At 48.9% G+C, this 17,924-nt stretch carries 9 protein-coding genes; 1 reads left to right on the top strand and 8 read right to left on the bottom strand.

The genetic code is table 11. The features are described 5' to 3' along the window. Nucleotides 1-2: 2 nt before the first annotated feature. Entirely contained in the window at nucleotides 3-2,990 is a 2,988-nt protein-coding gene (locus BMY63_RS11500) for a SusC/RagA family TonB-linked outer membrane protein (protein WP_256219011.1), read from the bottom strand. A 50-nt stretch (nucleotides 2,991-3,040) separates the two neighbouring features. After that, nucleotides 3,041-5,461, bottom strand: a complete 2,421-nt coding sequence (locus tag BMY63_RS11495; protein WP_091916928.1) for a glycoside hydrolase family 127 protein — start codon at nucleotides 5,459-5,461, stop codon at nucleotides 3,041-3,043. A 241-nt stretch (nucleotides 5,462-5,702) separates the two neighbouring features. Here BMY63_RS11495 and BMY63_RS11490 point away from each other — a divergent pair, with 241 nt between their 5' ends. Beyond that, a complete protein-coding gene (locus tag BMY63_RS11490; RefSeq protein ID WP_091916926.1) occupies nucleotides 5,703-8,132 on the top strand; it encodes a glycoside hydrolase family 127 protein in 2,430 nt (809 codons plus the stop codon). 14 nt (nucleotides 8,133-8,146) lie between these two features. On the opposite strand, the gene BMY63_RS11485 is transcribed toward BMY63_RS11490, so the two are convergent. The 6 genes from BMY63_RS11485 to BMY63_RS11460 all read right to left on the bottom strand — a co-directional run bounded on the left by BMY63_RS11485 (nucleotide 8,147) and on the right by BMY63_RS11460 (nucleotide 17,918). After that, the gene (locus BMY63_RS11485) at nucleotides 8,147-8,515 is read right to left on the bottom strand and encodes a hypothetical protein (RefSeq protein WP_143065786.1); all 369 of its coding nucleotides are present in this window, start codon (nucleotides 8,513-8,515) and stop codon (nucleotides 8,147-8,149) included. A gap of 188 nt (nucleotides 8,516-8,703) precedes the next feature. Continuing rightward, nucleotides 8,704-10,278 carry a tetratricopeptide repeat protein gene (locus BMY63_RS11480; protein WP_091916922.1) on the bottom strand — a complete coding sequence of 525 codons (1,575 nt, stop codon included), beginning with the start codon at nucleotides 10,276-10,278 and terminating at the stop codon, nucleotides 8,704-8,706. A 189-nt stretch (nucleotides 10,279-10,467) separates the two neighbouring features. Next, a complete protein-coding gene (locus BMY63_RS11475; RefSeq protein WP_091916921.1) occupies nucleotides 10,468-11,763 on the bottom strand; it encodes an HlyD family secretion protein in 1,296 nt (431 codons plus the stop codon). A 4-nt stretch (nucleotides 11,764-11,767) separates the two neighbouring features. Further along, on the bottom strand, nucleotides 11,768-13,975 hold the full coding sequence (locus BMY63_RS11470; RefSeq protein ID WP_091916919.1) for a peptidase domain-containing ABC transporter: 2,208 nt from the start codon (nucleotides 13,973-13,975) through the stop codon (nucleotides 11,768-11,770). Nucleotides 13,976-14,817: 842 nt separating this feature from the next. Continuing rightward, nucleotides 14,818-16,371, bottom strand: a complete 1,554-nt coding sequence (locus BMY63_RS11465; RefSeq protein ID WP_091916917.1) for a TolB family protein — start codon at nucleotides 16,369-16,371, stop codon at nucleotides 14,818-14,820. After that, nucleotides 16,368-17,918 (bottom strand): DUF6057 family protein, encoded by a 1,551-nt coding sequence (locus BMY63_RS11460; RefSeq protein WP_091916915.1) that lies wholly within the window; start codon nucleotides 17,916-17,918, stop codon nucleotides 16,368-16,370. The genes BMY63_RS11465 and BMY63_RS11460 overlap by 4 nt, the downstream gene beginning before the upstream one ends. Nucleotides 17,919-17,924 lie beyond the last annotated feature (6 nt).

Genomic DNA, 17,924 nt, shown 5'->3' with positions numbered 1-17,924 from the left:
CTTTAGAACGTAACATTAAGACCGAAAGTAAAGGTATGGATGGTCGGATACTTGTCGCGCTGGTCGATACCCGAGTACCGGGGATCCCAGTTGGTGAGTTCCGGATCAAGTCCGTTGTAGGAAGTGATGGTGAACACGTTGTCGGCTGATGCGTAGGCACGGATTGCCTTCACGTATTTGTTCTCCTTCAGCGGGACATTGTAGCCTATGGTGATGTTTGAAAGCTTGAAGAAGTTACCATTGCTCAGGTAGTAGCTGACGAAGGTCTGCTTCTGTGCGGGCTTCAACACATTCCCGTCGCTGTAGGGAGCCTCGGCGGCGTCCTTCATGCGGTTGTAGGTCACGGCGTTGTTCTGATAGTAGGCGCGGGCCTCGTTCAGGATCTTGAAGCCGAACTGGCCTGTGAACTGCATGTTCAGATCGAAGTCCTTATATTTGAAGGTGTTGCTCCAACCGATGTTCACCTTGGGAATGGCATTGCCCAGGTTCTGGTACCAGGTCTCCTTGTCGGTCAGCATGTTGTCGTTGAACTCAACAACCTCGCCAGTCTGCGGATTCTCAATCATCCAGAGTCCGTTCTCGCTGACGCCAACAGACTTCAGACCGTACCACTGTCCGAGGGGCTTGCCTACTTCCATGATCTGCGTAGAGAGGTTGATAGGCTCACCGAGCCATGCCTCGTAGTGGCGGTTGGCGGTCTCGTAGAGATCGTTGCTCAGACTGATCAGCTTCGTGGCGTTATGGGCGAAGGTGGCTGTGGTCTTCCACTCGAAATCCTTCGTGCGGACGGGGATGGCGTTGATAGCTACCTCGATGCCTTGGTTGCGCATCTCACCGACGTTGGCCAGTGTCTGGCTATAGAGGTTGGGGGGAACGGGCACGTCATACCAAAAGAGCATATCGACGGTTTTCTTACGATAGACATCGATGGTACCCCAGATACGTTCGCCGAGCACAGCGAAGTCGAGGCCGACATTATACTCGGTACTCTTCTCCCATTTCAGGTCGGGGTTCGGGTTCTGGTCGACCTTCAAGCCTTGCTTCCAGGTGCCGCTGTCATAATAATAGGGTGAGCCGAGAGCCCAGGTGGTCAGTGACTGGTAGCGCTGGGTTGGGATGACACCTGTCACACCGTAGCCGGCGCGTAGTTTCAGGTTGTCGAGCCACGACTTGGTGCCCTCCATGAATTTCTCGTTGGAGATGGTCCATCCGAGAGAGGCTGACGGGAAGGAACCCCACTTGTGGTTGGCACCGAATTTAGAAGATCCCTCGCGGCGGATGGAGAGCAGCACGTTGTACTTATCGCTGAAACCATAGCTGACGCGTCCGAAGAATCCAACGAGCTTGTCGTCTTCCTTATAGCTTCCCATGCCTGCCTTTCCTTCCTTCAAGTACTGACCAACACCGAGGTTGTTGTACTCGAAGAAGTCGTTCAGGAAGTTGGTATTGTTGGCATTGAAGCCCTCCACCATGTCGTATTGGTAGCTATAGCCGACGAGTGCCTCGAAACGGTGATCGCCCCATTGGTGCTTGTAGGTAGAGGTCAGCTCCAGATTGTCGGTCTTACTATAGTCGTAGCTATGTGTGGCATAGCCCGTGGTATAGCTGTTCTTCTGACCGTAGTGCTTGGAGGTAAAATAACCCTCGTCGTGCGCATTATAGCGCTCGGTGCTGAGCATCAGGTTGGTCTGCCAACCCTTGATGGGCTCGAGGGTGATGTTTCCTGTCAGACGGGTAGTTTCGGTCTTCCACTCTCCCTTTTTCTCTTTCAGGATGCCGACGGGATTGTAGTAGTAGTTGATACCGAAGTTTTCGTAGTAGTCACCATCCTCGCCGTAGATAGGCTCTGTGGGGTTACGCATCAGGGCCTGGCGGTAGACCATCTGGCCGGCTGCATCCACGGGACCGTTCTCGTGCCAGCGCTTCAGGATATTGAACTGCAGCTTCAGTATGTCGTTGAACATCCAGTGGGAGAGACCGCCGTTGAAGCGCATCTCCTTGCCATAGGTATTGATGAACACACCCTGTTGGTCGCGGAAGGTGAAGTCGGCATTGTAAGAGGTGCTCTTGTTGCCACCGCTGATGTTCACGTTGTGGTTGTGTGTCAGGGCCGTGCGTGATACGGCATCGAGCCAGTCGGTGTCGTAACCGCGGTCGGTATAGTTGGTCTTTCCGGCACGGATGTCGCTGCCGTCCATCATGTCGAGCTTCTTGCCGAAGGATGACAGGGCGAGATAACCGCTGTAGTTGGCGGTGGTACGTGCCTCACGCTTGCCGGCTTTAGTGGTGATGATAATCACACCGGCAGCACCACGGGTACCGTAGATGGCAGCAGCGGAAGCGTCTTTCAGCACGTCGATGCTTTCGATATTCTCGGGTGCCACGGTGCTGAGGCTACCCTCCAGACCGTCGACGAGCACGAGCGGGGAGTTACCGCCTTCGAGTGAGATGATACCGCGCAGACGGATACTGGAGGCCGCATTCGGGTCGCCGGAGCCGTTGGCGATGGTCAGACCGGCCACCTTACCTTTAATCAGATCACCGGCATCGCGGATATTTCCCTGTGCGAAGTCCTCACTCTTCACGCTGGTGATGGCAGAGGTGATGTCGCCCTTACGCTGGGTACCATAACCGATGACGACCACTTCGTTCAGCAGCGCGTTGTCTTCTTGGAGCGTCACGTCGCCGCCAGCCTTGACTTCCTGGGCAACGAAGCCGATGTAGGAGACCACGAGCACGGCATTGCGGCTCGACACGTTGAGTGAGTAGTTGCCGTCGAAGTCGGTGACGGTGGCGTTCTTGGTGCCTTTCTCGGTGACGGTGGCACCGATGATCGGCTCACCTTTTGCGTCCTTGACGACACCCTTCACGGTGACTCCTTGCTGAGTGACCGATCCCGAGCCGAGCTCGCCAGCCCGTGGATCTTCTGCTGCGTAGGCTGTAAGACATGCCCCGCTCAGCATGAGCAAACATAAGAAATGTTTCTTCATACTAATCTGTTTTTTAGGTTTATTGATGTTATTGTTATACATATTTTGCATTATTTGTTCACTTTCCACTCCAGGATGCCACCGGAGTTACCGGGCTGGAGCTTAACGAGGATCTTGAGGCCTGTGGTCTTCACAGGACGGAAGTCGACACTGTTATAACAGTCCTTGCTCACGGTATAGGGCGTGTGATCGCAAACCTCCTGCCACTGACCGTCGGCATCCTTGTAGTAGAGGGCCCACGACTCTGGTGTGCGGAAGTTTCCGTCGTAGTGGTCGAAATCGAGCCAGTAGACCTGTACGTTGGAAACCTCGTACTCCTGATCGAACTGGTAGGAGATAGCCTCAGTAGTACCTTGTTTCAGCCACCAGTAGTGGTAGGGCTTTGAGGTGTCGCTACTGCGCTTCGGCTCCCATTGATCGTTCACACCGCTGACCCAGTTGTCGGTGGGAGCAGTCTCTGGGGCATCGTTCTGGATGGGGCCGCGGTTTGAGAAGGTCTGTGCTTTTGAGGCGATGGTGGGGAGAGGTGTGGCGACAGCCATGGCCGGTGTGTTGGCCACCCAGATCTCCATCTGTTGCGGACCGCGGTTGTTCCATGTCGAGTAGGGGATGGCACGGAACGTCACATCTTTGACCGTACCGTCCTGTTGGAGTTCGTTGGCAGTGCCGTCAAGGACTACCACACCGTTCAGGAGGTCGCGCTCGAAGTGTGCCTGGATGTCGGCTGAGTTAAGGACATATTTATTGAACACCTTACCGTCGGCCTGATCTGATCCTTCGAGGCAATAGACGATAGGACCGCGTTCCAAGGCCACCTTGTCACGGTCGTCTTCGGCATTGTCGTTGGCTGCGATACGACGTACTTCCATCGGGAAATTCAGCTCGATGACATCGCCTTTCTTCCAGGAACGGGTGATGGTGATATAATCACGGTTTTCTGGATAGAGACTTTGTCCGTTGACGCTGACGCTGTAGGTCTTTGCTTTATCCAAATATGTGTAAAGAGAGTTGTTGGTCGGCGACTGCTTCAGCCAAGAGGGGACGCGGAGCTTCATGGCGAACTTACCGCCACCCTTCGTCACCTTGATGCGGATCTTTCCGTCCCAAGGGTAGTCGGTGGTCTGCTCTAATTCGACTTGACCGATCTTTGCCTTGCCCTGGGCATAGAGGTTGACAAAGATGTCCTTGCCTTGGCGCGCATAGATATAACCTGGCACAGAGGCGATGAAACGGGTGATATTACCCGGACAACAGGCGCAGCCGAACCATTTCTGACGCTCGTGCTCTCCGTCGCTCTCTAGTACGTTGTCGTAGAAGAACCTGTCGCCACTGAGCGAGACACCACTCAACACATTATTATATAATGCACGCTCGCAGATATCGATATACTTCGATTCGCCTGTAGCAAGGAACATACGGTAGTTCCAGTATACGTTGGCGATAGCGGCGCAGGTCTCACAATAGGCGGTATGGTTGTTAAGCTCGTAGTCGGGACCGAAGCCTTCACCCTGTGGACGTGAACCGATACCGCCGGTGATAAAGAGCTTTTTGCTCGACATGTTCTCCCAGATACGTTCCAAGGCCTCGAAATAAGCCTTGTCGCCCGTCAGGGCAGCTACGTCGGCTACACCGCTGTACAGATAACCGGCACGTACGGCGTGTCCCACGATCTCTTGCTGTTGTAGGATCGGCATGTGATCCTGGGAATACTCACTGGGACGGTGACCGTCGGTGCAACGGCCTGTCTCCTCGACAAAATACTTGGCACCGTCGAGGTATTTCTTGTTGCCTGTCACCTTGTAGAGCTTGCAGAGTGCCATTTCTATGATGGGGTGACCACCGGGACGATGGATCTGTCCCTCGTTCGGACCGAAGGTCTTACATACGAGATCGGCATTCTTGATGGCGATGTTCAGGAAAGTCTTCTTACCTGTAGCGCGGTAGTGGGCCACTGCACTCTCGATAAGATGCCCGCTGTTATAGAGCTCATGTGAGTTGATCTTCTCCCAACGATGAGTACCCCACCAGCCACTCAGGCGCGTACATTTATTAATGACACAGGTGGTCAGGTAACCGTCGGGCTCCTGAGCCTGTGCGATGATGTTGATGACGGAGTCGAGGTAGTGGTCGAGTGCGGCATCGTAGTGAACGGCGAGAGAGTAACTGGCTCCCTCAATCACCTTATAGGGGTCGGTGTCGTCGAAGGAGAAGTCGCCCCGATGCTCTCCTTGGATAAGGCCGGCGGCTATGGCGAAGTTGTCGAAGCGTCCGTTCACCTCGCACTCATGGAAGGCGGAAGGGATGCTGACCGTACGGTTGATCTCGATGCGGGGCATCCAGAAGTCGTCGTTGAGGTGTACTTGTGTAAAGGACACCTCCTGAATGGGAGCCACAGACTGCGACTTCTGAGTTGCACTCGCCGTGAGTGTCAGAGCGGTCACACCTATGAACAATACTGCTCTCTTTTTCATAAACGTCTTTTGTTGGTCTTGGTTATATTATCTGTTTATAGTTTTAAATCATGCCGCAAAATAATAAAAAAAGATGGGAATAGAATGTCAATATCGTCCAAGAAGATACAAAAATCGTCCAGCCCCGCATCAAAATAACGAATTTAGACGATTTTAGCATTGAGATTAGACGATTCTTTTATCAGGTCTCGAGGAAAGTGGTTATCTTTGCACTCATAAAGGAAAAACAATAGATAAGAAGATGAAAAGACTCATGACGATCGGGCTGGCTGCGGTGATGGTATTGCCAATGGCAGCGGTGGGGAAACAGTATCAAACGAACGGCTATCCAATTAGTCCGGTACCGTTTACGAATGTAAAGGTCGCTCCTGGCACATTCTGGGGACAGCGACTTGAGGCCAGTCGTAAGGTGACTATCCCTCTTGCCTTCTCCAAGTGTGAGGAGACGGGGCGTTATACGAATTTCTCGAATGCCGCCCGACATCTGAAGAATCCTTCGGAAGTATTTAAGGTGGGTGGACTGGCATTCGATGATACTGATCCTTACAAGACCATCGAGGGCGCCAGTTACATACTGCAGACGTATCCAGACCGGAAATTGGTGGCTTATATCGACTCTGTGCTTGATATCATCGCCTCTGCCCAAGAGCCCGACGGTTACTTGTATACCTCACGTACGCAGAATCCTCAACAGCCTCATGAGTGGGCCGGCGATAAGCGATGGAGCATGGAGGAGGATCTGAGTCATGAGTTGTATAATCTCGGTCATATGGTAGAAGGAGCCATCGCTCATTATCAGGCCACTGGCAGTAGGAAGTTCCTCGACATCGCCATCCGCTATGCCGACTGCGTGTGTCGAGAGGTAGGACCGAATCCTGGTCAGGCTTGTGTGGTGCCCGGTCATCAGATTGCTGAGATGGCATTGGCCAAACTCTATCTGGTGACAGGTGATAAGAAATACCTGGATGAGGCGAAGTTCTTTCTCGACTACCGTGGGAAGACAACAATCGTACATGACTACTCGCAGGCGCATAAGCCTGTGGTTGAGCAGGACGAGGCCGTGGGACATGCCGTCCGTGCTGCCTATATGTATGCCGGTATGGCTGATGTAGCAGCACTGACGGGCGATAAAGACTATATCAATGCCATCGATGCCATCTGGGATAATATCGTGTCGAAGAAACTCTATATTACAGGCGGTATCGGTGCGACCTCGAATGGTGAGGCTTTCGGTGCCAACTATGAACTGCCGAACATGAGTGCCTACTGTGAGACTTGTGCCGCTATTGGCAACGTGTATGTGAACTACCGTCTCTTCCTATTGCATGGCGAGTCGAAGTATTACGATGTACTTGAGCGTACCTTATATAATGGTCTGATCAGTGGTGTCAGCCTTCAAGGCGACGGATTCTTCTATCCGAACCCTCTGGAGTCAATGGGACAGCACCAGCGTCAAGCATGGTTCGGCTGTGCCTGTTGCCCAAGTAATATCTGTCGGTTTATACCGTCGTTGCCGGGCTATGTCTATGCAGTGAAGGACAGGGATGTCTATGTGAACCTCTTTCTCTCGAATAAAAGTACGCTCGCCGTAGCAGGGAAGAAGGTAACTTTAAGTCAGACGACAGACTATCCGTGGAATGGCGATGTCGCTGTGACGGTCGATCAGAATACCGTCGGATCATTCGCTCTGAAGATCCGCATCCCCGGTTGGGTGCGTAATCAGGTGGTCCCCTCTAATCTTTACCAGTATACCGACGGTAAAAGACTCGGGTATCGTGTGACTGTTAATGGTACGACAGTAGCAGATGCACAACTTACCTCCGATGGTTATTACACCATCAACCGTAAGTGGAAGAAGGGCGACCGTGTACAGATACACTTCGATATGGAGCCGCGTACCGTAAGAGCAAACAACAAGGTTGAAGCTGATCGGGGGATGATTGCCGTGGAGCGCGGTCCGTTGGTGTACTGTGCCGAACATCCTGATAATCATTTCGACATCATGGGGGCGCTTATAAATCAGGAACCACAGTTCACTGTTGGAAAGGGTGAGATTGCTGGTACTCAGATTCTGACGCTCACGACCGACGCACAGTTGCTTAATTTCAATAGACAGGGACGGTTGGAGACGATCGACCAGGTACTGACACTGATTCCTTATTATGCGTGGTGCCATCGTGGTAGTGGTAAGATGCGTGTGTGGTTGCCGCAGGATCTGAAGGCCACAAACCCGTCATTGCCAGCCACCCTTGCCTCAGAGAGTAAGGTAGGAAGTTCATGTAGCGTACCAGCCATCTCCAGTATTAATGATCGTTTGATACCGAAGGATGAAAACGACCGTAGTGTGCCGTATACTCATTGGTGGCCGAAGAAAGACTGTACCGAATGGCTTAGTTATGAGTTCCCGGAAGAGGCTACCGTGCAGAGCGCTACCGTCTATTGGTATGATGACGGTCCTTGGGGCGGCTGTCGCGTGCCTCAATCATGGCGTATCCTCTATCAGGATGCCCAAGGTGACTGGATACCTGTCGGCGGTGCCGATGGTTATCCTACAGAGAAAGGTTCTGCTTGTACTGTGAATTTCAATCCGGTGAAGACTAAAGCACTGCGACTCGAAGTGACACTGCCGGCAGATAATGCGACAGGTCTCTTCGAGTGGTCAGTGCGATAGGTTAAGGTTTGATATTAAAAGTTGTCGGCATATAGTATTTTGCCATTAACGATGACGGCAAAACTATCGGCAATCGTGTTCTCTGAAGAGACAATCAGTGCAGAGGACGCTTCTACGGAAACGTAGTTCTCAAACTTGACCAGACAACCGTTCTTATAATATTCTATTTCCACAAGCTCAAGATCCTTGTTGGGAAGGATAATGGCTCCGCCATTTCTGAAGTTGTCGACTGTAATGGCCGGCCTACGCGGGGCACGGTGGGGTCGGGGCATGTCTTTTGTACCTGCAGGATCTGTTGGGTCATCATATGGCTGGTTATCTGCATAGATGTTCATTGTCATCGCCAATCCAAAGGCGATGGTAAAAAGCTTTTTTAGTTTCATAAATCAATATAGTTTTTAGGGTTTATAATTCTCTGCTGCAAAGATAATCATTTCTTATCTAAAATAAGCAGGTTTTTTTTCTTCTTCCATGGAGTTGCAGGTGGGTGTGTAATTAACGGGTTGATGATGAGTCGATTGCGTGATGTGCAACATGTTCGTTTTACGGGAAATGAGACACCACAGACGTCTTATGAAACTTGGGTTTTCTCATTTTTGGACTTGATGCGTGATTTGATGGAACGGATAGCGCTTTTTCCGATGCCGAAAATATACTCGATGTCTTCTTCGCTCTTGCCCATATTCGTTAGGATCAAGTACAACTTGTATCTTGGCGAAAGACTATGGTATTCGGTTTCCAGTGTAACGCCGAAGGGAATGTCGATGAGACTATAGTAGTCTATCATATTGATATAATCCTGCTTGGTCCAGGTAATGATGCTCTGACCTTCGCGGACATGCTCGTAAAGCTCTTTTCCTTTTTTAAGTGCCTCCGACTGTTTTTCTTGCAGGATATTGATGCTTGTCATGAGTTCTCCCTCCTGCTTGGTAGTATTGTCGTCTGTGTCTTGAAGATTCTTGAGTTTACTGCTGTAGGTCTCAATCAGCATTTGTCGCTGAATCATATCTTTTTTATTCTTCAGATATTGATAGCGATGGTAGAAAAGGATCGATAGGATGCCGACAATAACCAGAATAAGAAGCGTCATAATCATGTGGATATAATCGGCCTGTTTCTTTTCCTTATAGAGCATGTCGTATCGCATTTGTATCCGACTCAAATCTTGTTTGATAATATTCTCGTCTTGTTCTGTTTTTCTCTTTTTCAATAATAGGTGACATACCTGTTCGTACTGCTTGTCCTCCATGTAGAGTTTGGTGAGCCTGCTGATGATATAGTAGGCGTTTTTGTCGTTACTATATACAACAGCACTGTCCAGCAGATTTTTAGCAGTCCGTCGGTTGCCGTTGTTCTTCATCTCAATATCCGCCAATATGGCATAGGCACTGGATTTGTTTCCTAAAGCGATGGCCTTATACAGGTATTTTTTTGCCAATTCTGGATCGTGAGGGGATTGGACCATGCCAATACTGGTGTAGATGTCAGCTATGGTCTCCTTGTCCAGATATTTCTCGTATTGGGGAACCTTTTTAATATAGTAAAGGGCGCTGTCGTTCATCCTCTTCTGAAAATAGGCTGTTGCAATATAGTCAATCGCATAGACATACCAGTTGTAGTTTTTCGTTTGGACAGCCTGAGTCATCGCTTTCTTAGCATATTGGAGACCAAGGTCATATAGTCCTGCAGAACAATAAATAGAACTCAACAACTCGGTAATCTTATGCTGTTGCTTTATATCTCCATCTTTTTGAGACAGTAGTTCGGCCTGTTTCAGGTTTTCAATCGCTATCTCAGTTAAACCATTCTCATATTTTAGCGCCCCTCTGTAGAAATAGGCCTCAGCCAGTTTGTTCTGGTTGTCGGCTTTGTTGAAATAATCGATACTGTATTCGATGCCGTCAAAGGACTGCATCTTTTGGTATGATCTATAACGTATAGTGGCCTCGTAAAGATAGTAGAGAGCTTTCTCGTTATCACCTAGGTCGTCTGTATGAAGAAGGTCAAAACAGGCGCTGGCCTCCATGACGGAATCATTTTGCAGATAATAGGCGATATCGTCCAGAATCTTCTGATTCTGGTTCTTGCAGCCGAAAAGAAAAAGGTTAAATAATATGAATATTAATATGCTAGTTTTTCCTCGCATTTGCTCAATTTTTCGGGCAAAGATAATACTTTTGTGCGTGAATCCCAAATAAAAGTGCATATATGAGGGATATTGATGTGTTAAAAAAGCATAAGAACAACCAATCGCACATCCATAATCGTGTTACGGACATGTGACAGTTTAAGGTTACCTTTAGGTCGTTCATACCAGCCTATGGCTGGATTTATTTTAGTCTAAGACATTCCGGTGCAGCAGATATCGGAGAGGTCCGATAAGTCTTTCAGCCACACTGAGATCCTCTGTAATAATCTCACCGACACCAGAAAGGTCGCCTGTCTTCTTGATGTGTCTGCCGTATGAGGTAACTGTGCCATCCTTCACCTCGAAGGTTGCGGTATAAGCGTTCTCGTCGGGCATGGTGGCAACAGAAACGACTTTTCCTGTTAGGAAACCGTATTCCAGGTAGGGGTAGCCGTCTAACTGGATATTGATGCGCTGGCCCGGTTTGACTTTTCCGGAGCCTGTCACAGGAATCTTAGCCTTGCCTATAGTCGTGTTTTCTTTGTTGCTGACAACAGAGAAAGCCTTGTCGCCGGCGGTGATGTTCTGATTGGCTTTCCACAGGTTGTTATATGAGACAATACCAGCGATGGGACTCTGGAGAAGATAGACTTGCTTCCATTCCCGGATGGCAGTCCGTGTGCTCTCCCATGCAGACTGTAGGGTTGTCTCTAATTGCCGTTTCTCCTGTTCCTTTTGCATCTTGAGTTCTGAGATGGTATTCCGGATCTGGGCAACTTGTATCTTGGCATTGGCTAGAGAAGAGCGCATCTGTTCCGTCGACATACTACTGCTGAGCAATCCTTGCTCTGTTGACTCCAGATCGGAGGCGGAGGTCAGCCCTTTGTCGTGCAAGTTTTTTTCACGCTGGTAATTCCCTTTGCTTAATGAGTTGATGCGTTGACTATAATCCACCTGCTTGGATACGGACTCGAGGTAGTCAGCATAGGGGCGTAGCTGAGCTTCTTCTGCGGCAATACGCTGGTCGTAGAGGTTATTGTTCACGAAACTATTGTAGTCTGTGATGGCTCTAGCAAGAGTGGTATATGTGCTTTGGATACTGCCAAGATGTGCGTCGTCAAGACTGATATTGATGCAGCCCCCTTTTTCCCATGATATGGTAGACAAAAGAGAGTCAAGAGTCAGTACATCCCGGGTGTTGGCCGGATTCTCTATGACAGCGATCACATCGTTCGTCTTGACCCTTTGGCCATCTGTGACATAGAGCTCCTGCAATCTGCCTGATGCTTTTGCAACAACCCAGACGGGAGGTTCGGTCTTCGTGATGGTCACCGCACATGAGATAGTGTCGGGGTATTTGAAGATAAAGCAGCCGATAAGCAGTATCAACAAAATACCGCCAATCACTGATGAGCCCGCACTCAGCAATGTGTGAGGGGGAGCAGATAGAATATCCTGTATCTCCTCACTCCTGATAATGCTCTCTTTCTTTTCTTTCGGCATATTCTTATATATTTAGTTGGTTCTTTACGAGTGTGTAGTAAAGCCCCTTCTTTTCAATTAATGTTTCGTGGTTACCTTGCTCGCAGATCTTACCGTCTTGCAGTACCACAATATTATCAGCATCGCGAACGGTGCTCAGACGATGGGCGATGATGATAGCTGTCCTACCTTGTATGAAACGGTTGAGGTTCTCCATGATCTGGTGCTCGTTGTTTGTATCAAGTGAGTTCGTGGCCTCATCCATGAAGATGAACTCCGGATTTTTGTAGACGGCACGGGCAATCAAGATTCGTTGCTTCTGTCCCATGCTCAGTCCGTGTCCCTCGGCTCCGATTTTGGTGTTATAGCCCAATGGCAACTCCTCTATGAAGTCTTTGATATTGGCTGTGGCAGCTGCCTCTCGCATTCTGTCTTCATCGATTCTCTCCTCTCCGGGTGCGATGTTTCGAGCAATGGAATCGGAGAAAATGAATCCATCCTGCATGACCGAACCGCATTGCTTTCGCCATTCTCGCTTGTCGTAGTTCTCAATGTCGGAGTTGCCGATAATCACCTTACCCTTGTCAGGCTTATAGAACCCAAGGATCATTTTCAACAAGGTGGTCTTACCACTCCCGCTGAGCCCAACGATGGCGGTTGTCTTACCACGAGGGATCGTCAGGTTGATGTCGTCGAGTGTTGGCTTCTCATTCAGTTTGTCATATCTGAATGTCAGGTGTTCAATCCTAATGTCGGTATTGTGAATATCTGTGATAAGAGTCTTTTCCAAGGGGCGCTCATCATCTTTCGTGTAGATATCCTGTAAACGGTCCAAACTCAGTTTGGCATCCTGATACTGGCGGGCAAAACCGATCAGTTGGTCGACAGGACTGTTCAACTGGCCGATGATATACTGGATGGCGAGCATCATACCGAGCGTAATCTCACCTTGTATCACCAGCGCAGCCACAAAGGCTGTGATGATGGCATTCTTGAGTTGATTGATGAGAATACCACCCGACAACTGATATTGTGACAGAGCTAATCCTTTCACTGTAATCTTATAGATTCTTGCTTGAATATGCTCCCATTCCCAGCGCTTCTGTTGCTCGCATGCATTCAGTTTAATTTCCTGCATGCCGCTGACCAACTGCACCATGCTACTCTGGTTGGCGGCATTCTGGGTGAACATCTTATGGTCGAGTACTGCCCTCCGTTTCATGAACAGCCATACCCATGCCACATAAAGGGCACTGCCAACAAAGAATATTAAGAATATCATCCAGTTATAGAAAAGGATGACCACTCCAAAGATAATGACGTTGACAATCGAGAAGAGGGTTGATAGACTGGTGTTGGTCAGGAACTGCTGGATACGCGTATGGTCATTAATGCGTTGCAGGATATCACCGGTCATCTTTGTGTCGAAGTAAGCAATCGGCAGGCGCATTAGCTTGGCCAGGTAATCGGAAAGCAGAGAGATGTTGACCCTAGTGCCGATATGCAACAGAATCCATCCTCGGATAAACTCGACCGATGTGCTACTGATGACGAGCATCATCTGTGCAATCAGGACAAGGTAGATATAGCTCAGATTCTGGTTTGTGATACCAAAATCGACGATAGATTGCGTGAGAAACGGCAGGAGTAGCTGTATCAGCGACCCCGTGCCGAGTCCGATAAATAGTTGAATAATTAGTTTTTTGTATGGTCGCAGATACTCGAACAGGAACAAGAAGCTCCGTCGGTTCTTATTGATATCGTCTTCATCAGAACGGTTATAGAAATCGGGTGTAGGCTCCAAGCACAAGGCGATGCCTTCGTCTTCCCCGTCATTCCTACTGCTTAACCAGCATCTCTTGAACTCCTCTTCTGTGAATGTGACCTTGCTGCCGGCAGGGTCTGCCACATAAAACAAAGCACCTTGTTTAGTCTTTTCAATCTTGTAAAGCACCACGAAATGGTTCTGATTCCAATGGATGATACAAGGTAGGGGCACATCCTCTTTCAGTTGAGAGGTTGAAATGCGTAGTCCTATGGTGTGCATTCCGATTTTCTCAGCGGCTTCGCTGATACCAAGCATGGATACGCCTAAGCGTGAGATGAAACAGTTCTCTCGGAGGTATTGTGCAGAGTATTGTTTGCCATAATAGGCAGCGACCATCCGAAGGCTGGTCGGACCGCAGTCCATGGCGTCGTGCTGGATATAGAGTGGGAATTCTTTTTTTCTCATTGTTTAATTAGGCATTTGTCGCCATCATATCCAATAATTCTTTTCAGTTTTTAGATGGAAACTTATTGCAATCGCACTGCAAACTTAATAAAAATGTATAAGAAAACAAAGAAAAAGCATTGCAAAATGACAGAAAACACATCATGTGCTCTTTACTGACTAGTGTGTTGTCAAACAACTGTTCGCGTGCTTCACAACGTTGTTGTGGAGTTTGTGATGGTAAGAAAGCCACGTCTTTTCCCATAATCTCATTTAATTAAAGCTAATGGCATTGGTTATGATAGCATAACCAACACCATTAGCGGTTAAGGTTTGGTTGTTGTTTCAACGTTTATGGTCTATTAGTCATTCCAAATGACCCCATCCTTTTGAACCTATCGAGAAGACATGTGTTGGATGTGACCTCTTTCAAATGACCGTGCCGATAAATCGGCGACGGTCATTAAATAGTTTTATGTTACCTACTCTCTAAAGCTTTTCGGTTTCTGCTCCTGTTTTCCAGTTAGGTCTGGATATAATCAAGTTGATATATATCTTGAAGTACGCTGCAAATTTAGGGAAATTAATAAAGCGAAGCAAGTAAATGACGTTGCAAAAGCGGGGTTGTGTGGCTATGTGCATTTTTGAGTATAACATGCAATATAGCAGATGATTGCAGAATGTGCAACGGTATTGCAAGTTCGTCCTATAGGATAAAAAACAGAAGATGCCGCGTCGTCACGACGCAGCACCTTCAAAATACCAAAACAATGTGTCTAATTACTAATTACTATAAAAAACTAACTTAAATAGTCTTATACTTTATTCTTCTGCTCTCCTTGGTAAGCACAGGGAGAGGTCGATTACATGGGTACTTGGCGCACACCAAAATCCTTTCGTGATTTGTCGTTGATGATCCGACTGGCCTTGTGACTATCGAACCGAGTTGGACTAATGATGAAGTCGGGCACGTTGAAGGACAGGAAGCGTTCGCGATAAAAGCGACGCGGATTTCGCTGTGGTAGCATGAATGCCTTACTGATAATCCCTTTGGCATCAACGTGACAGAAATAGAGGCGTGTAAAGAGTCCGTCGTCGCGGCGGGAACTAAATACGATCCAGCGAGAATTTGTACTCCAGTTATGAAATGATTCTGTATCTTCAGAGTTTGCCTCGGCCATGGGGCGACTCTGTCCTGTGGAGAGATCGAGTAGACAGAGATCAGCCTCATGGTGCCAGATGCTGAACTGTCCATAGTCAGCGAGCGTATAGCAAAGGAAACGTCCATCGTAGGAGGGACGAGGGAAGGATACCGACTTACGCTGAGCCTTGGCATCGACAATGGTGTCTATACGACTACCAAACTTGCCCGTTGTTGGGTCGAAGTCAATGCGACAGAGATTATAGTGAATCGAGTCAAGTTGATGACTTCCCTCATGGAGCGCCTGTGCCGCACAGAAGAAGAGTGAACGTCCGTCGGACGAGAATACGGGGAAGGTCTCATAGACCGAATCTTGCTTGAGAAGGGGTGAAAGCAACAACTCGTTTTTGTCGACATCATAGACTTGAAGGTCAGAAGCGGTATCAAAGACCTCGATACGGTTGTGGTTGGCACTATGGAATAACTGACTCGTGGCATTGGTCGAGTATGCTATATAGCGACCCGAGGGATGCCAGTAGGGATAGACACAGAAACCGAGCGTCTGATCGGTCTTGGTGTTGTAGGCCGTGATAGGACCGTTGTCCTGTCGTAGCAGCGTGGCACCATGCGGACCACGGACGTGAAGGCTCATATCGGCGGGATTGCCGCGATTGAAGCTATGGCAGTTGACACAGCCCTCGAACTGGGTGTTTTCAATCAGCGGTCGCTCATCGAAAGAGGAGAGGTCGCGTTCGTAAATACCCATCTTGCTCCATACCTCATAGCCTGGTTCAATCAAGCGGTAGCAGATACCATAGTCGATGCTATCTGGGCTAACGTAAATGGAAAAAGGATGGTAGGTGTGCCAGCCATCAGCATATTTGGCAGAAACAGTCACGCTGAGCGAGTCGCCACGGTTTTGTCCGAGTAGCGTATGCCAGTCGTCAAGGTCGAAGTCTACTGATTCTTCGCCTTGGCTATGCAGATAGTGCCCGTGGTGGTCTGCAATGACGGCATCAATACACAATGCCGTCTCATCTACCATGTTAAAGCAGAGAGGAGCGATATTCACGGGTATGGTGACACCGATATAGTCGGGATATATATGAGGTTGTTCTGCCTCCTGCTTTGCATCGCTGACGGTTTCTGTGCATGCAGCGAACAAAAGAAGGAAGAAAAACGCGAATAGGCAAGAACAAAGTCGGCATGGTTCGAACTTTGTCGAGCGTGAGCGAGTTCGATGTGAAATATCAAATATATATGAAATCTTCTTCATCGCTGTTGGGAAATGATGTGATTATAGTTTTCAAGATCACCCGTCAGCAGATAGTAGGCCAACAGATATTGATAGGCCATGCGATTATCTGTGTTCTTGGAATAGAGGCTCTCCAGCATCTCGGGGGTAACATGGTCACTGAAGTAGAAATCCTCCTCGTAGTTCGACTGACGTAGGCGTCCGTATTCGGGATGTTTGGCTATCGCCTTCTCATTCCCCAAAAGCGAAAGAGTCTCGTTAGCCCATTCGCGATAGAAAAGGGTTTTCTGTAGAGCCATGAGATATTTGCGAGCCACTTCGTAGTTCCCGTTGATGAGATTGGTTTGAGCCAACCGCTTGTAGCATCGGGCACTTTTCTGGAAGTCGAGAATAGCTTCTTGAGCCTCGAACACCGTTCGCTGAGCGACATTGATCATCCCCAGATGATAGAATGCCTCGGCAGTTGGCATAGGACTTGTCGCATCTGTCTTTACATCGGGCAGAAGACCATGGATGCTGTTCTGGTTATATTCGAACATGTGGTCCAAGAGCATACCATGCATCGCCAGGGCAAGATTCTGTACCGTCACGCCAATCTGGTTGTTAGGTTTCTTGTCGTTGATGGTCTCAAGGATGCGGTTCCATTGCTGGTGACAGGCCATGAAGTCATATTGCATCACCTTTTCTGCTTTGAGATTGCTGTTTCTCCAGACGAGATACCCCATACTGACAGCTACCAGTAAAAAGGAACAAAGCGTTACTATCATGTGGCTTGAAGTGTTGACCCACCGTTGGAATGCACGGACAATAAGCATGAGGAAGAAAACAGATAGGGTGGCAGCCCATAGTAGAACAGGAATCTCTGTCGGGTAGCGATGGTAATGTATGCCGAACCATAATTTAGTGGCAGGTACTGGGAGATAGTTTGACAGCATGACAAGCATGAAAGCCATCAGAATGAATACTCCGTAATACCTTATGGAACGCTTAGGGTGTGGGGCCTGCAGGAGGAAGAATATCACGCAGACAGGGCCCGCCATCCAATAGAGTACAGGAATGGCAGCAAGAAGTAGGATGCGTCGCACCCTACCATTTAACTTTTCGACGCCCCAAGAAGCAAGAAGTGTGAGTAATACAGCCCAAGCTCCCCCCAGCAACGCATTCTCGTCAAGCAGGAAGAGCCAGAGCAGGAACGACGGCACAAAACTCAAACCATAAAGTATCCCCCCGTTCGGCTCAGCCGTCATCCCCGTGTTGCGCATGCTTTCCTGTAGCTCTGGGCTTGTCCGTGAATAGGCCAAGTGGAGCGTCAGGATCTGCACCAGTGACAGCAGAACAGCTATGATAAACGCTCCCACCCAGGCATAAAGGAAGAACTGTGTGCAGAAGCGACCCAGCAGATCGGCTATGCCACCTGGCAGCCTGACGATCTCCCAGATGTAGGTGCTGTCAAAGAGAAACAGCTGATACTGCTCCTGATAATGCAGATGGTGTGGGTAGACCAGCCCGAAGAAAAGGAGGACTGCCACACCGAACAGGAGAGTGTATATGGAGAGGAGATGCTTCATTTATAC

Origin of the sequence: Prevotella aff. ruminicola Tc2-24, from assembly GCF_900110895.1 — a bacterium.
In the GTDB taxonomy this organism is placed as follows: domain Bacteria; phylum Bacteroidota; class Bacteroidia; order Bacteroidales; family Bacteroidaceae; genus Prevotella.
Note: the sequence above shows the minus strand (reverse complement) of the source record. Positions and strands in the feature narration are given on the sequence as shown.